The following is a 21,545-nucleotide window of genomic DNA, read 5'->3' as shown; positions in this document are numbered from 1 at the left end:
AGGAGCAGGACTTGCCAAGTCCTCGCTTGGGCATGGCAGAACTTTTCTAAAACACCCAAACCGGGACTTGGCAAGTCCCGCTCCTTGTTCAAAGCCGCTACCCCTTGAGCGTCATCAAATAGGCCAGCAAATCCGCCACCTGCTGCTCCTGCAGCGCATCCAGCAATCCTTCGGGCATCAGCGAACGCCGGATAAACTTCGTGCTGCGAATTTCCTTCTTGTCCAGTCGGCGGTCGGGCAGCCCGGGCATGCGGATAACGACGGCTTCTTTGTCCTCGCTGACAAAGAACGCATCAATGAGATCCCCGTTTTTCATCTCCACACGGTAGATACGGTACCCCGGCTCCATGGCGGCATTCGGGGTCAAAATGTTACGCAGCACTGCCTCCAAGCCCATCGCACCCGCGCCGCTAAGATTCGGACCAATCTGCCCGCCCGCACTGCCGATCTGATGACAGGCCATGCACAGCGCACTGAGCGCTTTGCCATTCGCCGCGTTGCCCTTGGGCGCGAGAGCGGCGAACCGGGCGAACTTGGTGTCCAGCGCCTTGGCCTGTTCCTCCGTGAGCAGCGGTGGAGTATCAATGGTTTTGGCAACACGTGCGCCTTTGCCAAAGATATTTTTCAGTTCCGGCTTGAGCCGGTCGGTGGAAGCATAAACAAGATCAGAACCGGAGGAAGCCGGGACGATAATGCGATCAAACATGGCTCGGATCTCTTGAGCGCTTCGAGCGGTTTTCCAAACACGGAACTCGGTGATTACACCCTCAGTACCTTGCTTGGGCCCACTCCAGCCGATCTTGCAGTTCTCCCACTTGGCAGGGGCGGGTTTGCTTCCAGTGGCATCCAGCTCTCCGTTTTGATAAATGCGGATGATGCCCTTGTCATCACGTGTCACCGCAAGGTGCGTCCACAGATCGGGCGTCATGGGCTTGGTCGCCACACAGACATCCCTCAATTCGGAGCCCGCATAGACGCGGAACTTGGAGCCGAAGAAATTCATGTCCACGCCACCTGGTGTGCCGAGAAGACCATCGCCATTGCTGATGTCCTCGGCAAGACGCACCCAGGCTTCGACGGTGAAGGGTCCATCGAGCGTGATCTTGGAATCAACCACGGCTGTGTCCTCGCCATCAAGCAGCAAGACTTCCCGGAAGATGCCGCCGAGCTGCTGCTGAAGTTTTTCGATCGCTGGATCATTGCCCAGCACGGTGGCAAGGCGCTCGACGGTGGGCCCATCCAGATCCGCTTGTGGAAGAGTCTTATCAAGCAACGCGGCGACGATGGTCTGCGCGCCCGCCTTGGTGCTGGCAAGAGTGTTCAGTGCCGCGTGGCGCTGCGCAGGCAGCAGCGAGGGATAAAGCGTGAGGAGTTTGGCTGCAGCATCTGGTGCACGTGAAGCAGCGAGAGCTTCGAGTGCGGCGTCACGCACTTCAGGCTTTCCAATCGTGGCGAGCGAAACGAAAACATCTGAGGCAGGACTGCGAAGCTCCTTGAGCACTTGCAGGACGGCCACAAAATCTTTGGGGTTTGTGGAAGTGGTGCCATGGGTGTCGATCGCAATTCGAAGGTCGCCACCACTGATTGCGACGGCCATCTTCAATCGGTTTGAGAGAAAATCTTCGAATTCGGTCAGTTGAAAGCCCGCAATGAGACGCAGGGCAAGATCCGTGGCTGACTGATCACGCACTTCACCGACCGCGGTTGCCTTCGAAAACTGAATTTCGAGAGTCTTGGAGATGCCAAGCAAAGCTTTGGCCGCTTCTCCCAGCAGCGGTGCAATTTGTTTCGCGTCGAGTTTCGTGCGCTGGGCGAGAAGCTTCTCAGCCACAACGATGCGCGATTTTTCATTGGTGAGCAGGGCCTTCAAGGCATCGCCCACTCCGGGTTCTGCGGGGAACTGGGCGAGGCGAAGGAGTTCTTCGTCGTTCGGAGCACGATCCATTTGCGGCAGCAGCTTCGCCACACGTGACGCACTGCTTTTCGGCTCCAGCGCAAGCGAGGCCAGCACGCGGGCTTCGACAGGCAGCTTCGTGGCGGCTTCGGAGTCGAGGAATTTCGCAACGACATCCGGATGCCGCTCCAGAAACATGCGCACCAGGAAGCGCTCGAACTCGCGGTCATAAGCCTCACGCACAGGGATTTGTTTCGGCCCACGGGAAGATTGAATGGTTGGACCGGGGAGGCTGGGTTTGGCAAAGGCGAGCAGTTCCCCAATGTTTTGATTGGAGAGATTACGACCGAGAGCGCGGATTTGAACACTCTCCGAGGGGTAAGCATACTCAGACGCAGCCCAGTAGTTCGCGCCAAGCTCTTTTCTATCACTAAGAATTTGCCAGGCAATTTGAGTTTTTCCAACAGGGCCATCCTTCAGTGCTGCATTAAGTTCTTCTGTGCTCAGCTTCGTGAAGTCAGCCACCTCTGGTTTCGCTCCCTTCGGCTTTACACGCCAGATACGCCCTCGCGTTTTGTCACGATCTGGATGCGCGCGCGGCACCTCATTGTGGGAGATGATCTTGTTGTACCAGTCCACGATGTAGATGCAGCCATCAGGTCCATTGGTAAGTCCCACGGGGCGGAAGAAGGGATCGTCGCAGGTGATAAGGTCGGGGAGTTGCTCCAGCTTCCAATAGGCACCGTCACGGTGCATGCCGATGGCTTGAATTTTGGAGGTGATGGGATTCGCCACGGCCATGGTATGCGCCGCTTTGGGGTCGCGGAGAGTGCCGCTTTCGATCAGTGCCAGACCGCTCAAACCGGTGCCGCCCATGCGGAACTCAGCCTGCGGTGGGAAGTCTGGCTGGTAGCTTTTCTTGAGCGCCTCCATGCCGCCGGGATAGTAGGCATATTCATGGAAGGGCATGATGGGGTAGCCGTAATCATTGGCCTCCTGAATGAACGTCTCCCCTTCGCCGGTGATCACGAGCCCCCAGATGTTGTTGGGGCCGACGCTGGTCATTTCAAACTCGTTGCCGTCGGGCCGGAAACGGGCCATCCCGCACTTGGGGTAATCAATGACCACATCGCTGCCGGGCTTGCGCACCTTGCTGTTGTTGAAGAGGCCCTGCGCCATCCAGATCCAGCCGCCGGGGGCTCGGGTGAACTGATGCGGAAAAAGGTGCGAGTCCTGCACGCCGAAGCCGGTGAGGATGACGTCAAACGTGTCCGCCTTGCCATCGCCATTGGTGTCCTTGTAAAGCTTCAGGTCATGCCCATGCTGCACGTAGCACGTGTCGCCATTGCCCCAGGGCAGCATGCCTGTCGGGATGGCGAGGCCGTCGGCGAAGACGGTGGGATTGGTGAGTCCACCCGCGGGAATCGGCCCATTGACCGACTCCCGCGGATAGACGACCACCTTGTCCTTGCCATGGGCCGTATACACCGCCTCCGCAGCAGCGGGGTTTTCATTCGCATCCACCGGGTACTCCAGCGCCGTCTGCGTCCACATTCGCCCTCGTTGATCAAAGTAAACGCTGACGAATTTGCCCAGCCCCGCGCTCTCTTTGACGACGAGTTCGATCTCATAGCCGTCGGGCACATGGAACTTCTTCAACTGCTCCTCGGCGCTCAAGGCGGTGCCTTGGACGTTGTTGTAGCTGATGTCGCGCTTCGGCGCCGCTGCTGCATCCGCCTGCGGCTTCGGCGGCGGGGCGACGAGTTTGCGTGCGGCATCCACGCCACCGAGTGATTCCCAAGTCGGCGCGCCCGGCGTGGGCGGCAGTTCTTCAATCGTCACGTCTTTGACCTGCACGAGGCAGACGCCACCGCTGTGCACCTGCGGGCCGATGAGGCCATCCAGCGCGATGTTCTTGTCCGCTTCGGTGTAGTCCATGCAATGAACGCCATTGATCCACGTCTGAATGCGTGGCCCTTCAGCGCGGATGCGGTATTCATTCCAGCCAAAGACATCGATGGCCTTGTCCAGCGCGGCCTGCTGCTCCGGCGTGGGCGCCCAGATGACCTTGTTGCGGCGGAACTCATCATAAATCTTGCCAAACCAGCCCGCACCGCAATCCACCTGATAGCCGGTCATGTGCGCACCACCAGGAACCCGCAGGCTGCGAATCTGAATGCCGCTGTTGAGCATGCCGGTCTTCGGATCGCCGCTGACCTTGATCTTGAGCTTCAGCTCAAAGTTTTGATAGTTCTTCTTCGAGCAGATGAAGTGGTTCTCCTTGATCTTCTCCGTCGTGGAGCCGCCGGTGATCATGCCGTCTTCCACCCGCCAGATCTTGGGATCGTAGTCCCAGCCGTCGAGCGACTTGCCATCAAAGAGGGAAATCGGCTCCGCATGGAGTGCGGTGGTGAGGAGGAGCAAAGAGAACAGGTGCTTCATAGGTTGGAATAACGCATGGGTTAAACGCAGGCTAGCAGGATGACATGCACGGTGTCATGCCTGAAATGCACCTGGGCGGCGCGCCATGCCAAATCAAGGAGCGGGACTTGCCAAGTCCCGGCTTGGTCGCATGCGAGCTGTTTCAGCGCATGACGGCACTTGGCAAGTGCCTCTCCTTGCCAATCCTGCGCGGCGCGCTGTAATGCCCCCATGAACCACGAACTCACCGAAACCACCCTCGATGGCCCGCGCACGCGGCGCTGGGTGGTGGAGGCCCGCGAGTGCGTGGAGATGACCACTCACCGCATCGCACGCTTTGGCCTGGACGAGGCCTTGCCTCCCTACCGGCGCGTGCGCATGAGTCCGCCCGGGAGTTTTGTTCTCGCGTGTGTGAGCGGCGAGGGCTCCATCTTGCTCGATGGTCGCTGGCAGCGTGTGAAGCCGGGCATGGTGTGCCTCGCGCCGCCACGGGTGCTGAATGCCTTTGAGGCCAAAGGCCGCGAACGCTGGTGTTTCGCGTGGATTCGCTATGACGAGCCGAGTTTCGTCACACCCGTAGTTGGCGCAGCTTCCCCCGTGATGCCCATGGCCCACGCAGATGAAATTGCCCGCATCATCCATGGCGTGCGCGCCGAGTGGGAAGGGGAGCGCGAGCCGCGAATCCTGCACCACTGGCTGGAGCTGCTGCATGCCACCATCCGCCGCATCGCCCAGCCCTGGCGCAGCCGCGAACCACGCGTGGCCAAATTGTGGGCGGATGTGGAAAAGGACCTCATGCGCGACTGGACACTCGCCGAGTTGGCGCATCGCAGTCACTGCAGCCCCGAGCACCTGCGCCGCCTCTGCATGAAGGAACTCGGCCGCAGCCCAATGCAGCACCTCACCTGCCTGCGCATGGAGCAGGCACGCCGCTTCCTCGAAGCCGGAAACGACAAGCTCGAAGTCGTGGCCGCAAATGTCGGCTACGCAAATGCCGCAATCTTCTCACGCGTCTTCAAGCGCTGGGTCGGCGTGGCACCAGGGGAGTATCGGGGCAGGGTATGAGTTCGCCAGCACCCTTTGCTGCCCTGGCGCGAGTTCGCATGCCCAAGGAGCGGCACTTGCCAAGTGCCGGGGGATCCGATTTCAGACTCCCTGATTGCCTCAACCCGTCGTCCTCAATCCCGACGCAATCGCATTGATCGAAATCAACAGGTCAGAAACCATCGCATCCGCAGCCTCCGTTTTGCCAGCAGCGGTGAGTCCACGCCATTCACGCAGCAGGGCGATCTGCTGGTGGTGCAGCACCTTGAGCGGTTCTTCGCGAATGTTCAGCGTGTAGGCGAGGCGCGGGCGGCGGCCTTCAAAGGTGCCTTGGAATAGGTCGTCGATGATGGCGCGTGTGGCTTCGTATTCGCCAAGGATGGTGCCGAGAAAGCGGTCACGCACGGTGGTGTCCTCCACCAGAGCGGCGTAGGCTCGCATGAGGTCGGTGTTGGCGCTGACGAGCGAGCTTTCGATGTTCGTGAGAACGTAGCGCAGGAAGGCCGAGCCGGGAATCGCTGCGGCTAGGGTGGCGTAGCTCTTGGGATCTTCGTTCTTGAGCTTTGTCAGGGCGCTGCCAGCACCGAACCAGCCGGGGAGGTAGAAGCGTGACTGCGTCCACGAGAAGACCCATGGAATGGCGCGCAGATCATCAAGCGATGCCTGGCCCGTGCGTCGGGCGGGGCGGGAGCCAATGCGGGAGTTTTCCAAGGCATCGATCGGCGTGGCCTGCCGGTAGAACTTCATGAAGTCCGGCGCATGCAGGAAGGCGCGATACGCATCGCGGCTGTCGGCGGCCAGTTTGTCAAAGAGCGGTTCCAGTTCAGGCGGGGCGCTGGATTCGGTGCAGCGATGGCGTGCGGTGGCCGCCGTGGCGGAGGCCATGAGCAACTCAGCATTGTAAACTGCGGACCCAATGTGCGCGTACTTTTGCGCGATGGTCTCGCCCTGCTCAGTCATGCGCATGCCGCCGCTGAGGGAACCATGCGGCAGCGCCTCCATGAACCAATGTGTGGGGCCCGCTCCACGTCCGACGGTGCCGCCACGGCCATGGAAGAAGATCGGGCGCACCCCATGCCGATGGATCGTGGTGGAAAGCTCACGCTGCGCACGATGCAGCGCGCACTGGCTGGCCACGATGCCGCAGTCTTTGTTCGAGTCGGAGTAGCCGACCATCATCTGGAACACCGGCGTGCCGCCCTTGCTTTGTGCGAGGAGACTGCGCTTGGCCACAGGATGCGAAAGGAACGCCTCAACAATGCCTGGACCGGATTCGAGATCGCCCATCGTTTCAAACAACGGCACCACGGGCAGGGGACACACGAGTCCTTCTTCGCTCCAGGCCATGAGCCCGGCTTCACGGGCAAGAAGGAAGACGACGAGCATGTCTTCCACACAGCGTGTCATCGAGATGATCAGAGAACCGAGACCCGCATTGCCATACTTGGCGCGGTGATCGGCCAGAACGCGGTAGCAATCGAGCACGGTATCCGCTTCAGGTCCGGCGGAGATGCCAGGCGAGAGGAAAGGACGCGGAGAGGCGAGCTCACGATCAAGCAGTTCACGCTTTTTCTCAATGCTCCAGTCGATGAAGGAACCACCGTCCAGCAGCCCCGCGGCACGCAGGAGTTGATCGAGCGCCTTCTCATGAAACGCAGAATTCTGCCGCACATCCAGCACGGCGGAGTGGAAACCAAAAGCAGTCAGATTGCGGCGGAATGGAACGATCTGCTCTTCGACGACGGCCTTGGAACCAACATCAAGCAAGGTCTGCGCGAGCACGTCGATGTCAGCACGCAGTTCCTCCGGCTGCACATACGCGACCGCCGAAGCGGGCTTCTCAATGGCCAGCACAACCTTCGCGTGCATGAGGTAAACAGCGGCGCGCCACGGCTCCTCCTTGTTGCGCTCCAGAATGTTGGCAAGATCCACGCCCGGCTCGGTTTTGAGCTGCGCAGTGAGGGTGGCGATCAGCTCCGTGAGTTGGGGTGGCGTGATCTGGAACAGTGAACTCAGCGGCAGATGAAAGGCGAGAGCTTCAAGCCCACGACGCTGCACTCGCAGCGCGTTCTTGCGCATGACCTGCAAGGCATGGCGCGTGACATCCGCTGTCACGAAGGGGTGCCCGTCGCGGTCCCCACCGATCCAGGAACCAAAGCGGATCAGGGGCGGCAGGGAGTCCACCTCTGTCACATCATACCCAGCAGCCTGCCAGGCTTCGCGCAGGTGCACGTGCGCACGGGTGAGCGCCTCAGGAAACACATCGCGCAAGTAATGCAGCGCGTTTTGCAGCTCAGCCTCGATGCTTGGGCGCGTGACGTGGATTTCGCCGGTGCGCCAGAGATTTTCGAGCTGGGTCTGCAGCTGGCTTTGCAGTCGGGCCTGCTCGCGCGGCGTGTAGGCCGGGTTCTCATGCCGGTTCATGAGGCTGTAAATCTCCCGGTGCAGCTCGCGCACCGTCTCGCGCTTGGCCTCGGTGGGATGGGCGGTGAGCACGGGCTCCACGCAGACATCACGCAATGCCGCAAGGATGTCGGCCTCCTTCAGTCCGAGGGTTTGCAGTTGCTTCAAATTGTCCGCCCACAAGCCCTTTTCAGCCTCGGGTCCGCTCTTTTTCTCCCGCAAACGTCGGATTTGTGAGGCTGCCCGCTCCTCCACGACATTGAGCAGCTGAAAAGCGATGGAATAGGCCTGTCCGAGCGAGCGATTCGTCTTTTGCGGCACCCCGGTGCCGATCCACGGCAGGCTGGCCGCCAGTTCGGGTTCCCCCAGCTGCTTCAAAACGGCGGAGAAGGCCGCCATGAGGTAGCGCAGGTCGTCTTCGAGAAGTTGAAAGCCGAGGTTGCGGAGGTTTTGCGGGGGAGTTTCGGACATGGCTGGGTGGAGCTTGCGAATCAAAGCAGGAAGGATGCCTGATTCACAGAGCCATGTCGAAAGCCGAAGGAAAAGGCAAGATCAAGCGCCAATCGCTGGAATGTCCGCTTTTAGACCGGGTAGGCCCACGGCTTGCGGTACTCCCGCTGCATCAGTTTGCTGGCCTCTGCGTCCCCGATGATCAGCTCCTTCTCGGCGTCCCACTGGATGCTGCGCCCCGCCTTGTAGCTGAGCATGCCGAGCAGCGGCAGGCAGGTGGAACGGTGGGCGCTTTCGATGTCGGCGATGGGCTGCTTTTTCTTCTCGATGGCATCGATGAAGTCGGCCCAGAGCAGGGCGATGTTGTGACCATCAGGCTCCTGAAGCTGGTGGTTGCCGTGCTTCTCGCCCTCTTTGGGGTTCACCGGGTAGAAGGTCCAGCCGTCGCGCCAGCCGATGTGCAGCACGCCTTTCTCGCCATAGAAGTAGCAGCCGATCTTGTGCTTCTCATTGTTGTTTTCGGCAAACTTCCGGTGCTCCCACACGGCCGTGAACTGCTCAAACTCAAACGTGGCCACCTGATGGTCCGGCGCATCGGTGGTCTGCTCCTTGTCATTGAGCACGGCAGGACCGGCAATGGGCCGCCCCCCGGTGCAGAAGATTTTCTTCGGTCCCTTCTCGCCGCTCCAGAGCATGATCTGGTCCAGCCAATGCACGCCCCAGTCGGCCATGGTGCCATTGGCGTAGTCGAGGAAATGCCGCCAGCCGCCGGGATGCAGTTTGGAGTTGAACGGGCGCATCGGTGCCGGGCCGCACCACATGTCCCAGTCCATGCCTTCGGGCACCTGGCTGTTCGGCTTCGGCTGCTCGGGGCCGCCTTTGCTGTCGGCAAAGGCGCGCACCATGCCGAGCTTGCCCACTGCCCCGGATTTGAGAAAATTCATCGCCTCGACGTGATGCGGGCCGATCCGGCGGTGCAGTCCCACCTGCACCACGACGCCCGCCTCGCGCGCCGCTTTCACCATCGCCTTGCTCTCGTTGATGGTGTGCCCGGTCGGTTTCTCGACGTAGATATGAGCGCCCGCTTTGCATGCGGCGATGGTTTGCAGCGCATGCCAGTGGTCTGGCGTGGCGATGATGACGATCTCCGGCTTCTCTTTGTCCAGCAGGTCGCGGTAGTCCTTGTAGAGCTTCGGGTCGTCTCCTGAGATGCCGTTGATCGTGTCACCGGCGTTGGAGGCCACGTCTTCATGCACATCGCACAAGGCGCAGACCTTGATGCGTCCGGAAGCCAGCGCCTCCTTCAAGATGTTCATCCCCCACCAGCCCGAGCCGATCAAGGCCGTGCGGTACTTCTTCGCCGGATCAGCCCCGAAGATGTGAAACGATGAAGCGGCAAACGCGGCGGTGCTGGCGGAGAGAAAATGTCGGCGGGAAGTCATGGTCAGGGAAGCGATGAAAGCATCGCGAGGCAAAGTACGCCAGCCGTTCGAGAGGCTTGCGGAGAATTGAGGCGGAGTACTTTCCCGCTACGCAAACAACTCCATCACCGCCTTGCCCTTGTCTCCCACCGTGAAAGGCCGGTTGCTGGGAGACATGACGACTTCGTCAATAGGCAGCCCAAGGCTCCAGCCAATCGTGGAAAGGAAATCCTGCGGGCTCGTCTGCTTGTCGGCCACCGCCATGCCTTCCTTGTCACTGGCTCCATGGATGTAGCCGCCTTTGATGCCACCACCTGCGAGCAGCGTGGAGAAGACCTTCGGATGATGGTCGCGTCCGCCGTTGCCATTGATCTTGGGGCCACGGCCAAATTCTGAGCAGAGCACCACGAGTGTGCTTTCCAGCAGCCCGCGTTCCTTGAGATCTTCCAGCAATGCGGCAAGCGCCTGGTCCAGTTCGGCACCATGTTCATCGAGACCATCGTCAATGTTGTTGTGCATGTCCCAGCCGCCTTTCGCGACTTCGATGTAGCGAATCCCTTTTTCCACCAGACGCCGCGCCAGCAGGCAGCCCTGGCCAAATTTGCCCTTGCCGTACTTTTCCTTCAAGGCCTCCGGTTCTTCATCAAGGTGGAAGGCCTCCAGGTCCGTGCTGGACATGATGCTGATCGTCTTTTCGTAGAACTGCGTGTAGCTCTTCACCTCCGAGGTCTTGAAGCGATCGCGGAATCCGGCGTCGAGTTGATCCAGCATGGCGAGGCGCTTGTTCATCTGCTCCGGGCTGGCCTCGCTCTTGGCATATTGCAGGCCCACATCGGGATCGAGGATGGGCAGCGGGGAAAAGCTGGAGGGGAAGAAGCCGTTGCCGTTCTGTGGCTGGCGGTTCACGCAGACATTGGAGGGCAGCGTCTTGTGGCTGGAGCCAAGGAAGTGCTGCGCCCAGGCGCCGATGTTGGGATGCTTGATGGTCCCGCGCTCCTCGTAGCCGGTGCGGATGACGTACTGCCCGGCGGCATGCACCCCCGTTTTGGAAGTCATGCTGCGGATGATGCTGAACTTGTCCGCCTGTTTGGCGAGGTTCTCCATCGTTCCTCCCAGTTGAAAGTCAGCTTTGGTTTTGATCGGCGCTTTCGGTCCCTGCGTCGGGCCATCCTTCGGGTCCAGCGTGTCGATGTGGGACATGCCTCCGATCATCTGGAGAAAGATGACGTTCTTGGCCTTGCCAAAGCCGGGGCCAGCAGGCACGGCTTCGGCTGCAAAGGCACTGCTACCGAGACCGTGCAGCACGGTGACGCCGAGCGCGGCGCTGGCCCAGCGCTCGCAAAAGGCACGACGGGAAAGGGGATCAAGCTGGTTGTGAAGATTCATGGCAGGGAAGGGGTGAGAGTTTATTCCACGAAGATGAATTCACGGGTGTTGAAGAGCACCCACGTCAGATCGCGCATGGTCATGCCGCTGTTAAGTCCTGCCGTGGCGCTGGCCAGTTCATCAGCCTTGGGTTTACGGCTGAAGAAGCTGAGGTAAAGGCTCTCCACCTGCTGCTCCGGTGTCTTCTGCGCGCTGGCCGTTTTCACCACGAGAGAATCATTCTGGCCGATGACACGCTGGGCCTCGCCATTCATGAGCATCAGCACCTGCGGGATGCTGCCTTCCTCGCTTTCACTGTCGGCGATCTGGCGGTCGCTCTGGCCAAACATGCGCAGGAAATGCTGGTCCTTCTCCGGCTGCGGCAGCTCTGAGGCGCGGGCCAGCACCAGTCCGTCGCGCACTGGAGGAGCGAGGGTCAGGTCTTCTTCGCCGCCTTGGTTCATCATGCGCTTTTTCCTGTTCTTCGGGTTGCCTGCGGCCTTGCCGCCAAACTGCCGCATGCTCGCGATGGCGTTTTCGATCTGGCCTTTGACGACATCGGGCGAGGCATCACCGCTCAAGTCGATGCTCATCGCCTTGGCGTAGGTTTCGCCACGATGCCCCTTGAATTTGTCCACGTCAGCACCGACGACGAGCGTGGCGCAGGAGTCCCAGGCCTGCTCGGCGGTCATGCGGCGAAGGATCGGGCCGGGGAAGAGGTAGGCCGTATTGTCCGCCAGTTCATGGCTGGTGGCCTCCCGCTGGTAGGTCTGGGTGTTGCAGAGCACGCGAAGGAACTGCTTGAGGTCGAATTTGAAGCGCACCATTTCATTGGCCAGGTGGTGCAGCAGCGCCGGATTCACGCTCGCATTAGGGTCATCCAGATCCGCGACCGGTTCCTTCACGCCGATGCCAAAAATGTGCTTCCACATGCGGTTCGCGATGGTCATGGCAAAACGCGGGTTGTCCGGGGAGGTCATCCATTTGGCAAACTGGGCGCGCAGTTGCTCATCATGCTTGGTGGTCTGCACGCCCTGATAGGCCTTCTTGGTTTTGTCATCACTCCAGGTGATCAGCTTGGGAGTCACCAGATCCCCGGGCTTGGCATCCGGGTATTTGTAATCATCCGGCATCTTCAAATCATTAGTGCTGGAGTCTTCGACGGCCAGGGCATTGACGCGGAGGAGGTTCTTCGCCTGCTGCTGTAGTCTTTTGTCCCCCAGTGAGGCAATCACCTTGCGCATGCCCTGCATGCCCTGCATGCCCTGCATGCCTGCACCCGCATTGCCTTTGGCCCCGTAGGTTTCCGTGGCTCCGAAGAAGGCCGCCATTTCATAGAACTGGCGCTGCGTCCAGTCGGCAAAGGGATGGTCATGACACTGCGCGCAGGACACATTTGCGCCGATGAATGTGCTCAGTGTGAGGCTCAGATTGTCCAGTCGCATGCCGGCATCACGCAGCAGATAGCCGGTCGCGCCGTTTTCCAGCAGCTTGCCGTCCGCAGTCATCATGGTGTAAACGAGCTTGTTCCACGGCACGTTCTCTCCGATCTGCTTCTTCAACCAGTCCTGATAGGTGTAGAAGCGCGCCTTCTGGGCCACATCCGCCATGCGCAGCATGTCGGCAAAGTAGTTGAAAAGGTGGCTGCGATAGCCCTCGGACTCCAGCAGCCGGTCGATCACTTTCGCTCGCTTCGAAAGGCTCGTGTCATTGATGAATTCCAGCGCTTCCTCACGCGTGGGGATGCGCCCCGCAAGATCAAGAAAGACGCGTCGGACGAATTGTTCATCGGAAGCCAGCGGATTGGGCTTCTGCTCCACCTTCTTCAGTCCGGCCTCCACGAGCATGTCGATCTGCGCCGCCGCCTGCGCCAGATTAGGGTCGGACGGGATGCCGAGACCTTCAGGCTTCAGCGTTTTGGCCGCCTGTTGATCAGCGGCGGAGAGCTTGTCCAAGGAGAGGCGGTAGACGTAGCCGTTGCGGACCTGGAGGAAGACATTGCCGTTTTCAATGCCACGGAAGGTCGCCTCTAGCTTTCGTCCCTGGGAGTCAGTCCAGGTACGGTAAACTTCATTGTCGGCCTGAAGGCCGGTGACGAGGAGTGCACAGGCAAGGGAGATACAAAGGCGCGTTTTCATGATGGAATCGTCCGCAGATCTGGGTCGATGGCCGGTTAAACGAAGAGGTCATCAGGAAGTTTCAGTTCTTTTACGAATCCTTTAGCTGATGATGGATGTGGACTTTGGACAATCCCGAGAAAGATCTTTGCCTGTGGCAAAGAACACACATTTTCATCCTTCAAATTGGCCTATATCCTTCTATGTCAGAGAAGTATTGTCAGTCGTTGTCCCTCATGAATCCTTGGATCGCCCTTTTCACCGCCCTATGTTGTCTCTTCACCCTCGCAAGCTGCGAGACACCGGCTCAACGGGCGCAGAAGGTCAAAGACGAGCGCCTCCTCATAGTTAAGCGGCCTGCCATGGCGGAAAAAATCATCGAGGACGTGGTGAAACTGCCCGAAGAAAAAGAACCCTCCATGTGGGAAATTGCCCAGACCTTTCCCGCCTATGACTGGTCCATCAATGCCTTCCATCGCGATGGGCTGACCGAGGAAAAGGATGATCACTTCATTCTCAAAGGCGACAAATCCCAGACGCCTATCGAAATTAAGCAGATGGCCGATGCCAAGCCCCTCAAAGTGCAAATGACCATCGGCCCGATTGATGATGGTTTCGGCTTCCGCAAACCGAAGCTCCACTACGCTTTCAAGCGGGTGGAAGGCGGCTGGAAACGGACGGCCTGGCATGTGACCTGGCATGGCCCCGCCTCCAAGGACGGCGAGGAAGAGCACCCGCTGAGCGAAGAAGAAAACCGGGAAAAGATCGAAAAAATCACAGGTGAACCCTATGTGGACGAAGTGGAGGCAGCAGCAGCGGCAGACATGACCAGCGCATCACTTTAATTAAAGCACTTCCGGGCTTCAGTTCGTTTTTTGCAAAGAGCAAAACTCGCCCTCTACGCAAACACCGGCGCAAACGAATCGATCAACGGCAGGAAAGCCTGCTTCGAAGCCTCATAGTCGGTGCAGTTGTAGTCATGCAGGCTCACGCGCACCAGCCAGGGAAACTGCGTCATGCGCAGGCAGACGATACGGTAGTTGGTGTTCCGTTCAAGGCAGTCGCTTGCCGAGATGGCCGTCTCGCTTTCATCATGCTGCCATTCTTCGATGATCTCCCAGTGGTGATCGATCATCGCATGCAGATTGCGAATTTCCGTGTCACGCCAGGTCGCCAGATCCGCCAGGGCGGAGGAGCAGGGGTTGGTGCGTGTAAAAACAGAGATGTAGGCCCCTTTGGTCCCGTCGCTGGCCTCGAAATAGAATGACCTCGGCCCATCAGTCATAGGTTTCTGCACCCAGTCGCAAGGCAGCAGGATCTGCCATTGCGCGGTGCTGATGGTGTTGTAGTCGGGCATGGCTTGGTTTTCGGTGTCTTTTAGCAAATAAAAGACCTCGGATTTTATCATGAAACAGGTCCCCTTGGCAACAGATGTCCTCCACGTTGGGCACCTCAAGTTGCACCCGGCATTGTGGCTAAACGCTTGACGAAAGTCGCTCATGAAGTCAGTTCTGGCCGATGAACGTTCTCTCAACCAGCCTTCCCTCATCCTTCCATCCTCGTCGTGCATTCGGTGCCGCCCTGCTCGGGTGCTTTCTCATGGCGGCAGGATGGACCAAGGCAGAAGAAACAGTCCCATTCCCCAAGCTTCCAGAAGGGGCGGGAGAGATCAGCCCGAAGGCTGCCAAGACCTTCACCGCCACCGAGTCAGGCCTGAAGTATCGCATTCTGCGCGCAGGCACCGGCGCCAAGCCCACTCCCCAGCAAAAGGTGGAGGTAAACTACCACGGCTGGCTGTTTAACGGCCGGGTCTTTGACAGCTCCTACATGCGCGGCATGCCGATCACCTTTGGCCTGAACCAAGTCATCAAAGGCTGGACCGAAGGCATGCAGCTCATTGGCAAAGGCGGCATGATCGAACTCGAAATCCCCGGCTACCTCGGCTACGGCCTGCAGGGCCAGCCCGGTTCCGGCATCCCACCCAATGCGACACTCCACTTCCTGGTGGAGCTGATCGACATCATGGAGTGAGGCAAGGTCTGGCAATTGATAAGCAGAAGGCCCCGCTGACAAGCCTTAGCGCTTCATGAGCCACGCCAGCGATTGTGGCAATTCCGCAGCCCAAGAAGCGGAGTCGTGACCACCGTTGTATTCGTTGGAATAAACATCGTGACCGCCAGCTTTGAGCGCGGAACTCAAACGGCGCACGGAGTCGAGCTGGCTGCTCCTTTGCACCAAGGGTGTGGGTGGGTGCGTGGCGTTCGTTTGCAGCTCTTGCAACCCCACGCTCATCCACATGCGCTGCGGTGCTGATGGCATCGTCGGGAGCGCGTTCAGCAGCCATTCATTCTCCCACCATGCCGAGGGCGACTGAGCGAGAACACCGGCAAAGACTCCCGGATGACGTAGCGTCGTGAACACAGCCTGCAAGCCGCTCAAACTCAAACCGCACAGGAACAGCCGTTCAAATTGCGCAACCTCGCGTTCGATCCACTGCGGCACCTCCTCAGCCAAGAAGGACGCAAAGGCCTCGTTGCAGGTGTAATCCCCATGCCGTCCCGCCGCGCTCACATTCGGCAGATAGACACAAGCCACTGGTGGCAGCAGGCCTGAGGCTTGCGACTCATTCAGGATCACAGGAGCCTTCACCCGATCCGTGTAGAGCTCTCCGTCGAGGAAGAGCAGGCAGTCCTTGGTTTCGCCAGCAGTAGCAGGATAGTAAACTGCTTGTCGTGAAGCAGACAGATGTGTGCTGGGTATTTTATGTTCAGTAAACATGAGGTGGAAGCTTCGCTACCATCCGCTCTTCACATTCCACACTTCCACCAGATCTTTCGGCAGATCCGTGATAAACCGTGACGGCCGCATCATGATGTCGCCGTCGCGTGCTTGGTGATTGATGACGGGATAAGTCAGATACAGCTCATCCTTCGCCCGTGTCACGGTGACATAGAACAGACGGCGTTCTTCTTCGAGGGCCGCGTCACCTCCTTCATCGATGGCGCGTTTGTGGGGGAACATGCCGTCCGCCAGCCAGACGGCGAAGACGACGTTCCATTCCAAACCTTTGGCCTGATGCCCTGTGGTAAGTGTTACAGCATCACGATCCTGCTGTTCCTGTTGAGCCGGTTTGTTGTCAGTGTCCACCCCGCTGAGCAGCGAAAGCTGGCTGAGGAATTCCAGCGGATCGGTGAAGCGGTCGCTGAAGTTGCTGAGCTGTTCCAGGTCCTGCTGCCGCTGTTCGTAGTTCTTGAACTTGGACTTCATGTAATCCTCATACACGCCATCGGTGATGCTGCGGATCATCTGCGATGGGGCCACTACCTTGCCTTCTTTGTCGATGAGTTCATCAAGGGTGTAGGCAAACTGCTCCCAGGTGGATTTGGCTTTCTTCGGCACCTTCAGCGGCAGAAGGACTTCGGAGAAACTGGTGGGCATCGTCTCAGCCTTGGCGGCATCGGACTTGAGCCACTCCTGCCACAGCTTCGCGGCGCTGACATTGCCGATGCCTTCCACGAGGCGCACCATGCGCATGAAGCTCACCTCATCCTGGCGGTTGACGGCAAACTTCATGAACGCCGCCACATCCTTCACATGCGCCTGCTCAAAGAAGCGCAGCCCGCTGGTGATCTGAAACGGAATGCCGCGCTGCGTGAGTTCCATCTGGATTTCCATGCTGTGGAAATGCGCACGATAAAGTATCGCGATGTCATTGAGCTCCGTGCCTTCGTCCTGCAGTTCCAAAATGCGCTGCGCCACGAAGGCCGCCTGCGCGGAGGAACTGTCCAGCGAGACCAGCGCAGGCAGCATGCCCTTCGATTCACGGGCGGGCACCAGATTCTTCGGAATCTGCCCACGGTTCATGGCGATGGCCGCATTGGCGAGGTTCAGCACCTCGGGAACACTTCGGTAGTTCACCTCGATCTTGTGCACGCGGGCCTTCGGCCAGTGCTGGTCAAATTCGAGGATGTTGGAAACGTCAGCTCCACGCCAGGAGTAAATCGACTGCGCGTCATCTCCCACCACCATGAGATTTCCCTGCGGACCAGTGAGCAGCTCAACCATGCGGCATTGCAGGCTGTTGGTGTCCTGATACTCATCGACAAGGACGAATTCAAACTGGTGACGGTAGCGCTCCAGCAGATCCTCGTTTTCCTCCAGCAGCTTCACCGTGAGCGCCAGCAGGTCGTCGAAGTCCATGCAGTTGGTCTCGCGCTTTTTCTCCTGGTAAAGCGTGCGCATCTTGAGGATGCCCGAGGCCACCTCTTCAAAGTAGGGATAGCGCGTGTTGATGATCTCCTTGAGGCCACACAGCGTGTTGTCGGCCAGCGAAAAGATGTCTCCCAGCACTTCGGCCTTGGGAAAGCGGTACGTGGTGGTGTCGATGCCGCTGCTGCCCAGCACCGTTTCCATGAGGTCCTTCTGATCCTCGCGGTCCATGATGGAGAAGCCTTTGCGGTAGCCAAGGCGCTCCGCGTTGTAGCGCAGAATGCGGTTGCCGATGGAATGGAAGGTGCCGCCCCAGATACGGGTGGCATCTTGAGTGACGAGCTCTTGCACCCGATGCTGCATCTCACGCGCGGCCTTGTTGGTGAAGGTCAGCAGCAGGATCGATTCCGGCTGGATGCCATTGTCCAGCAGCCACGCGACCCGATATGTCAGTGTGCGCGTCTTCCCGCTGCCTGCCCCCGCAATGACCAGCGCCTGCCCCGGTGGACTCGTGACCGCCTCATACTGCTGCTCGTTGAGCTCCGCTTTGTAGTCAATGCGGGTGCTGGGTTCGTGCGTGCTGTGCAGCGTGTAGTTGCGGGCCATCGTGGAAGTAGAAGGGGGTGGTCCAGGAGTCAAGATCGCTCAACCTTGACCTCCTCTCACTTCGGCACCTGAATCAACCCCGCACCGACTGCCGTGGCGGGGGCTTGCAGCGGCTCTGCCGTCCGTGTGAGCAGTGGAATGATGTTGGGACCGTAGTAACCTCGCCCCAGTAGGTACGCGACGACACCACTGGTGATCGCAGTGGCCTGCGAGGTCCCGCTGCCAATGACAAATCGGTTGTCGGCATAGCCAGAAACGATCCCGACACCGGGGGCGACGAGGGTGAGCCCTGCACCTGAATTGGAGAAATACGCCTGCGTGCCATTGGCATCCACGGCACCCACACTGAGCACGCCGGAAATCCCGGCCGGCATGGAGAGGGCGTTCAGTTGCTCATTGCCTGCTGCGGCCACGATCACGACATTGCGGCTTTGCGCATAGCGCACCGCTTCATCCAGTACAGGGGAGTCGCCATTGGCACCGAGGCTGATGTTGATCACACGCGCACCGAGATCGGTGGCTTTGATGATGGCGGATGAAACCAGCGCGGTGTTGCTCTCGCCGTTCGTGTCTGCCACACGGATGTCCAGCAGTTTGACCGCTGGAGACACGCCGCTGACGTTCGGGTCATTCCCTGCGATGAGCGAGGCCATCGCGGTGCCGTGGCCGTTGAAGGTGCTGCCGTCGTTGACGAGGTCGTAGTGGGTGATCTTCGCATTCACCAGTGATGGATGGCTGGTGATGCCGGAATCGATGACGGCCACAGTGACTCCCTGCCCCCAGGCGGAACGGTCGCCACTGGCGCCAATGACCTCCAGTCCCTGGCTGCGAAACGGGGCCTTCCCACCCGGATTTGATGTGTCGGATTCCGCAATGGGAGGCGGCAAACCGGGAATGCGGGTGATGAGATTCGGGCCGACATGGGTGTACTCCTCGGCATGCGCATTGAGATCCCGTTCCAGCGCGGTTGTGTCCCGAAAACGGACGCGGGCGGTGCGCAGTTTGATGTCGTAACCGATCAGTTCGAGTCCGAGGGAGGCGGCGCGGTCCCGAAAGGCGGCCAGGGCCTCGGGGGTGCGGAAGGTGAGGAGCGCTTCGTTCGGCATGGAGCCGGGCACGTTGAGCGTGGCAATGGTGGGTGACGCCGCCGGAGTGGAGGGGGCAGGGGATGCCACCACAGGTGCTTGTGGCATTGCCGTGAGCGCGGGTGGGGAGCCTGACTTCAGGCTGCGTTTTGCCGGTGTCGCCCCGGCTTTGAAGGAAGGCTCGACATTGGAAACCCAAAACAGCCACAGCATCGAACCTGCCATGATCAGCACGGCGGTGGCGAAAAACAGGACTGGCAGGCGGTTGGGGCGCATGAACGGGAAAAGTTTCGCACATCGGCGCACTGGCGCGAGTTCTGCTTTTGCGGAAATACGCGGCACTTTTCCGAACAACAACCTTGTTGTGCCTCCACGCACTCCCTAACTTAACCACCATGTCGCAAAAGAAAGAAGCCTGGGGATCACGTCTTGGAGTCATCATGGCCGTCGCGGGCAGCGCGGTGGGCCTGGGGAATTTCCTCCGCTTTCCCGGCCTTGCGGCGCAGTATGGCGGCGGTGCCTTCATGCTTGCCTATGCAATCTCGTTTTTGATCATCGGCCTGCCGATCGGCTGGGCGGAATGGGCGATGGGGCGCTATGCGGGCAGCAAGGGCTACAATTCCGCACCCGGGGCCTTCGCGGCGATCTTGAACAAGCGCTGGGCCAAATACATCGGCATCATCGGGGTGATCGTGCCGGTGATGATCTACATGTATTATGTGTTCATCGAGTCCTGGTGCCTGGGGTATGCAGTTAAGTTTTGGACGGGGGGCGTGGATTTGAAATCGACCGAGCAGGCGGTGGCGATGTTTAAAAGCATGAGCGGGCAGGTTGGCGACGGCTCTGCGCTGTCGTTCTCATGGGACACGGCATTGCCATGGCTGTTGTTCGTTTTTGTGTTCAACTTCTGGCTCATCTATCGCGGGATCTCCGGGGGCATCGAGAAGATGTGCAACTACGGCATGCCCATGCTCATTGTGCTGGCGCTGGTGGTGCTGGCGCGTGTGATGACGCTGGGGGCGCCAGATCCTGCGAAGCCGCACGACAATGTGGTGAACGGCCTGGGCTACATGTGGAATCCCAGCAAGGTGCAAATCGAACGAACGCAGCCTGCGCCGGGTGAGGTTAAGGTGGTCGAGGAACTGGTGGGTGCGGCGGCGATCACGGCGGCGGAGCAGAAGGTGGCGGCGAGCGGCGGCGCATTGAAGCTGGTCACCATCACCCCATGGCAGCAGCTGCAAAATCCGCTGCTGTGGATGGCGGCGGCGGCGCAGATTTTCTTCAGTCTCTCCGTGGGCTTTGGCGTGATCATTGTGTATGCGAGCTACCTGCAAAAGAAGGACGACGTGGTGCTCAGCGGCCTGACGGCGAGCAGTGCGAACGAGTTCTGCGAGGTGGCGCTGGGCGGACTGATCACCGTGCCGGCGGCGGTGGCGTTTCTGGGGCTGGCCTCCGTGGCCGGGCAGGGGACCTTTGGTCTTGGGTTCACTGTGCTGCCGCTGGTGTTTGCCAAGATGCCGCTGGGGGCGTTTTTTGGCGGGGCGTTCTTTTTCATGCTCTTCCTTGCGGCGATCACGAGTTCGATCTCGATGCTGCAGCCGGGGATCGCCTTCCTTGAGGAAGCGATGAATGTGGGGCGCAAGGTCAGTGTGACGATCCTTGGCATGCTCACCACGCTGGGCACAGGGTTCGTGGTGTATTTCACGAAGGAGCTGAAGGCGCTCGACACGCTGGACTTCTGGGTGGGAACTTTCCTCATCTTCATTCTCGCCACGATCCAGATCATCATCTTCGGCTGGCATTGGGGCATCGAGCGGGGCCTCCGCGAGGCGCATCAAGGGGCAGCCATTCGCATCCCCCGCTTCTTTGGCTGCATCATGAAATGGATCTGCCCGGTGTTTCTGCTGGCGATCTTTATCATGACGATTCTTACCAGCGTCTTCGGCTTTGATCTCAGCACCGGGACTTTCGGCAGTGTTTCATCGTATGTGGCTGATCTCATCGGCGATGTGAAAGACGGCAAAGTGAGGGAGACGAACCTGGCTGCGCAACTCAGCGTGGCCTTGGTGATCGTGGTGGCCATCTTCTTCGGTCTGTTGTCCTCCCGTTCCAAAGCCTACCAGCGCGCCGAGCAGGGCCTGGACAAACACGACTGATTGCGCACCCTGAACTCCTCCTACTCATGACCACCTCCGGCCTCATCGTCATGCTGCTTTCTGTCGGCACCGTCACCGTCCTGTTTGGCTGGTGCATTTATAAGGTGCTCACGACTCCGAACGAAACGGAGAAAGTGCACGGTGTGGAATTCCACACGCCCGACATGGATGCGGACAGTTAGATTTTATGTTCTTCGCGACTTTTAATGGGTGAGAGGGAGCTGTAAAATGAGGGATGAGCACATCGCCGAGCCTCAATGACCACTACAGCCTGCTTTTGGGACTCGACAAGCACCGGGAGGTCGAGCGGGTAGATTTGCAACTGGCAGCCAAGCAGGTGCGCATTGATCTGCGGCATGTCCGTGGTGCTGCGC

General features: G+C 59.5%; 14 protein-coding genes. 5 read left to right on the top strand and 9 right to left on the bottom strand.

What is annotated here, in order from left to right:
- Positions 1-97: 97 nt before the first annotated feature.
- On the bottom strand, positions 98-4,336 hold the full coding sequence (locus tag WAW39_RS02395) for a PVC-type heme-binding CxxCH protein (RefSeq protein WP_422315389.1): 4,239 nt from the start codon (positions 4,334-4,336) through the stop codon (positions 98-100).
- Between the two features lie 210 nt (positions 4,337-4,546).
- Between WAW39_RS02395 and WAW39_RS02390 the strand changes: the two genes are divergently transcribed.
- Positions 4,547-5,380: an AraC family transcriptional regulator gene (locus WAW39_RS02390; protein WP_422315387.1), complete on the top strand. Its 834-nt coding sequence runs from the start codon at positions 4,547-4,549 to the stop codon at positions 5,378-5,380.
- A 99-nt stretch (positions 5,381-5,479) separates the two neighbouring features.
- Here the strand turns inward: WAW39_RS02390 and WAW39_RS02385 are convergent, their stop codons facing one another.
- From WAW39_RS02385 to WAW39_RS02370, 4 genes are all read right to left on the bottom strand, one after another.
- Positions 5,480-8,233 (bottom strand): phosphoenolpyruvate carboxylase, encoded by a 2,754-nt coding sequence (locus WAW39_RS02385; RefSeq protein ID WP_422315385.1) that lies wholly within the window; start codon positions 8,231-8,233, stop codon positions 5,480-5,482.
- Between the two features lie 110 nt (positions 8,234-8,343).
- Entirely contained in the window at positions 8,344-9,654 is a 1,311-nt protein-coding gene (locus tag WAW39_RS02380; RefSeq protein WP_422315383.1) for a Gfo/Idh/MocA family protein, read from the bottom strand.
- A gap of 87 nt (positions 9,655-9,741) precedes the next feature.
- Positions 9,742-11,019, bottom strand: a complete 1,278-nt coding sequence (locus tag WAW39_RS02375) for a DUF1501 domain-containing protein (RefSeq protein WP_422315381.1) — start codon at positions 11,017-11,019, stop codon at positions 9,742-9,744.
- 20 nt (positions 11,020-11,039) lie between these two features.
- On the bottom strand, positions 11,040-13,136 hold the full coding sequence (locus WAW39_RS02370) for a DUF1549 domain-containing protein (protein WP_422315379.1): 2,097 nt from the start codon (positions 13,134-13,136) through the stop codon (positions 11,040-11,042).
- 215 nt (positions 13,137-13,351) lie between these two features.
- On the opposite strand from WAW39_RS02370, the gene WAW39_RS02365 reads away from it, so the two are divergent.
- The gene (locus WAW39_RS02365) at positions 13,352-13,960 is read left to right on the top strand and encodes a hypothetical protein (protein WP_422315377.1); all 609 of its coding nucleotides are present in this window, start codon (positions 13,352-13,354) and stop codon (positions 13,958-13,960) included.
- 53 nt (positions 13,961-14,013) lie between these two features.
- Here WAW39_RS02365 and WAW39_RS02360 read toward each other — a convergent pair whose 3' ends face one another.
- Positions 14,014-14,472, bottom strand: a complete 459-nt coding sequence (locus WAW39_RS02360) for a hypothetical protein (RefSeq protein WP_422315375.1) — start codon at positions 14,470-14,472, stop codon at positions 14,014-14,016.
- Between the two features lie 242 nt (positions 14,473-14,714).
- Between WAW39_RS02360 and WAW39_RS02355 the strand changes: the two genes are divergently transcribed.
- On the top strand, positions 14,715-15,146 hold the full coding sequence (locus WAW39_RS02355) for an FKBP-type peptidyl-prolyl cis-trans isomerase (protein ID WP_422315415.1): 432 nt from the start codon (positions 14,715-14,717) through the stop codon (positions 15,144-15,146).
- Between the two features lie 45 nt (positions 15,147-15,191).
- Here the strand turns inward: WAW39_RS02355 and WAW39_RS02350 are convergent, their stop codons facing one another.
- Genes WAW39_RS02350 through WAW39_RS02340 form a run of 3 tightly spaced genes read right to left on the bottom strand, consistent with a single transcriptional unit; the run spans position 15,192 to position 19,291 of the window.
- On the bottom strand, positions 15,192-15,893 hold the full coding sequence (locus tag WAW39_RS02350) for an alpha/beta hydrolase (RefSeq protein WP_422315373.1): 702 nt from the start codon (positions 15,891-15,893) through the stop codon (positions 15,192-15,194).
- A gap of 15 nt (positions 15,894-15,908) precedes the next feature.
- Complete coding sequence (locus WAW39_RS02345; protein ID WP_422315371.1) at positions 15,909-17,930, bottom strand: ATP-dependent helicase; 2,022 nt, start codon at positions 17,928-17,930, stop codon at positions 15,909-15,911.
- A gap of 56 nt (positions 17,931-17,986) precedes the next feature.
- Entirely contained in the window at positions 17,987-19,291 is a 1,305-nt protein-coding gene (locus WAW39_RS02340) for a S8 family peptidase (protein ID WP_422315369.1), read from the bottom strand.
- Positions 19,292-19,410: 119 nt separating this feature from the next.
- Between WAW39_RS02340 and WAW39_RS02335 the strand changes: the two genes are divergently transcribed.
- Positions 19,411-21,171 carry a sodium:calcium symporter gene (locus WAW39_RS02335; RefSeq protein ID WP_422315367.1) on the top strand — a complete coding sequence of 587 codons (1,761 nt, stop codon included), beginning with the start codon at positions 19,411-19,413 and terminating at the stop codon, positions 21,169-21,171.
- A gap of 26 nt (positions 21,172-21,197) precedes the next feature.
- Positions 21,198-21,353, top strand: a complete 156-nt coding sequence (locus WAW39_RS02330) for a hypothetical protein (protein ID WP_422315365.1) — start codon at positions 21,198-21,200, stop codon at positions 21,351-21,353.
- Positions 21,354-21,545: the final 192 nt, after the last annotated feature.

The organism is Prosthecobacter sp. (assembly GCF_049294395.1).
Lineage (GTDB): Bacteria > Verrucomicrobiota > Verrucomicrobiia > Verrucomicrobiales > Verrucomicrobiaceae > Prosthecobacter.
Note: the sequence above shows the minus strand (reverse complement) of the source record. Positions and strands in the feature narration are given on the sequence as shown.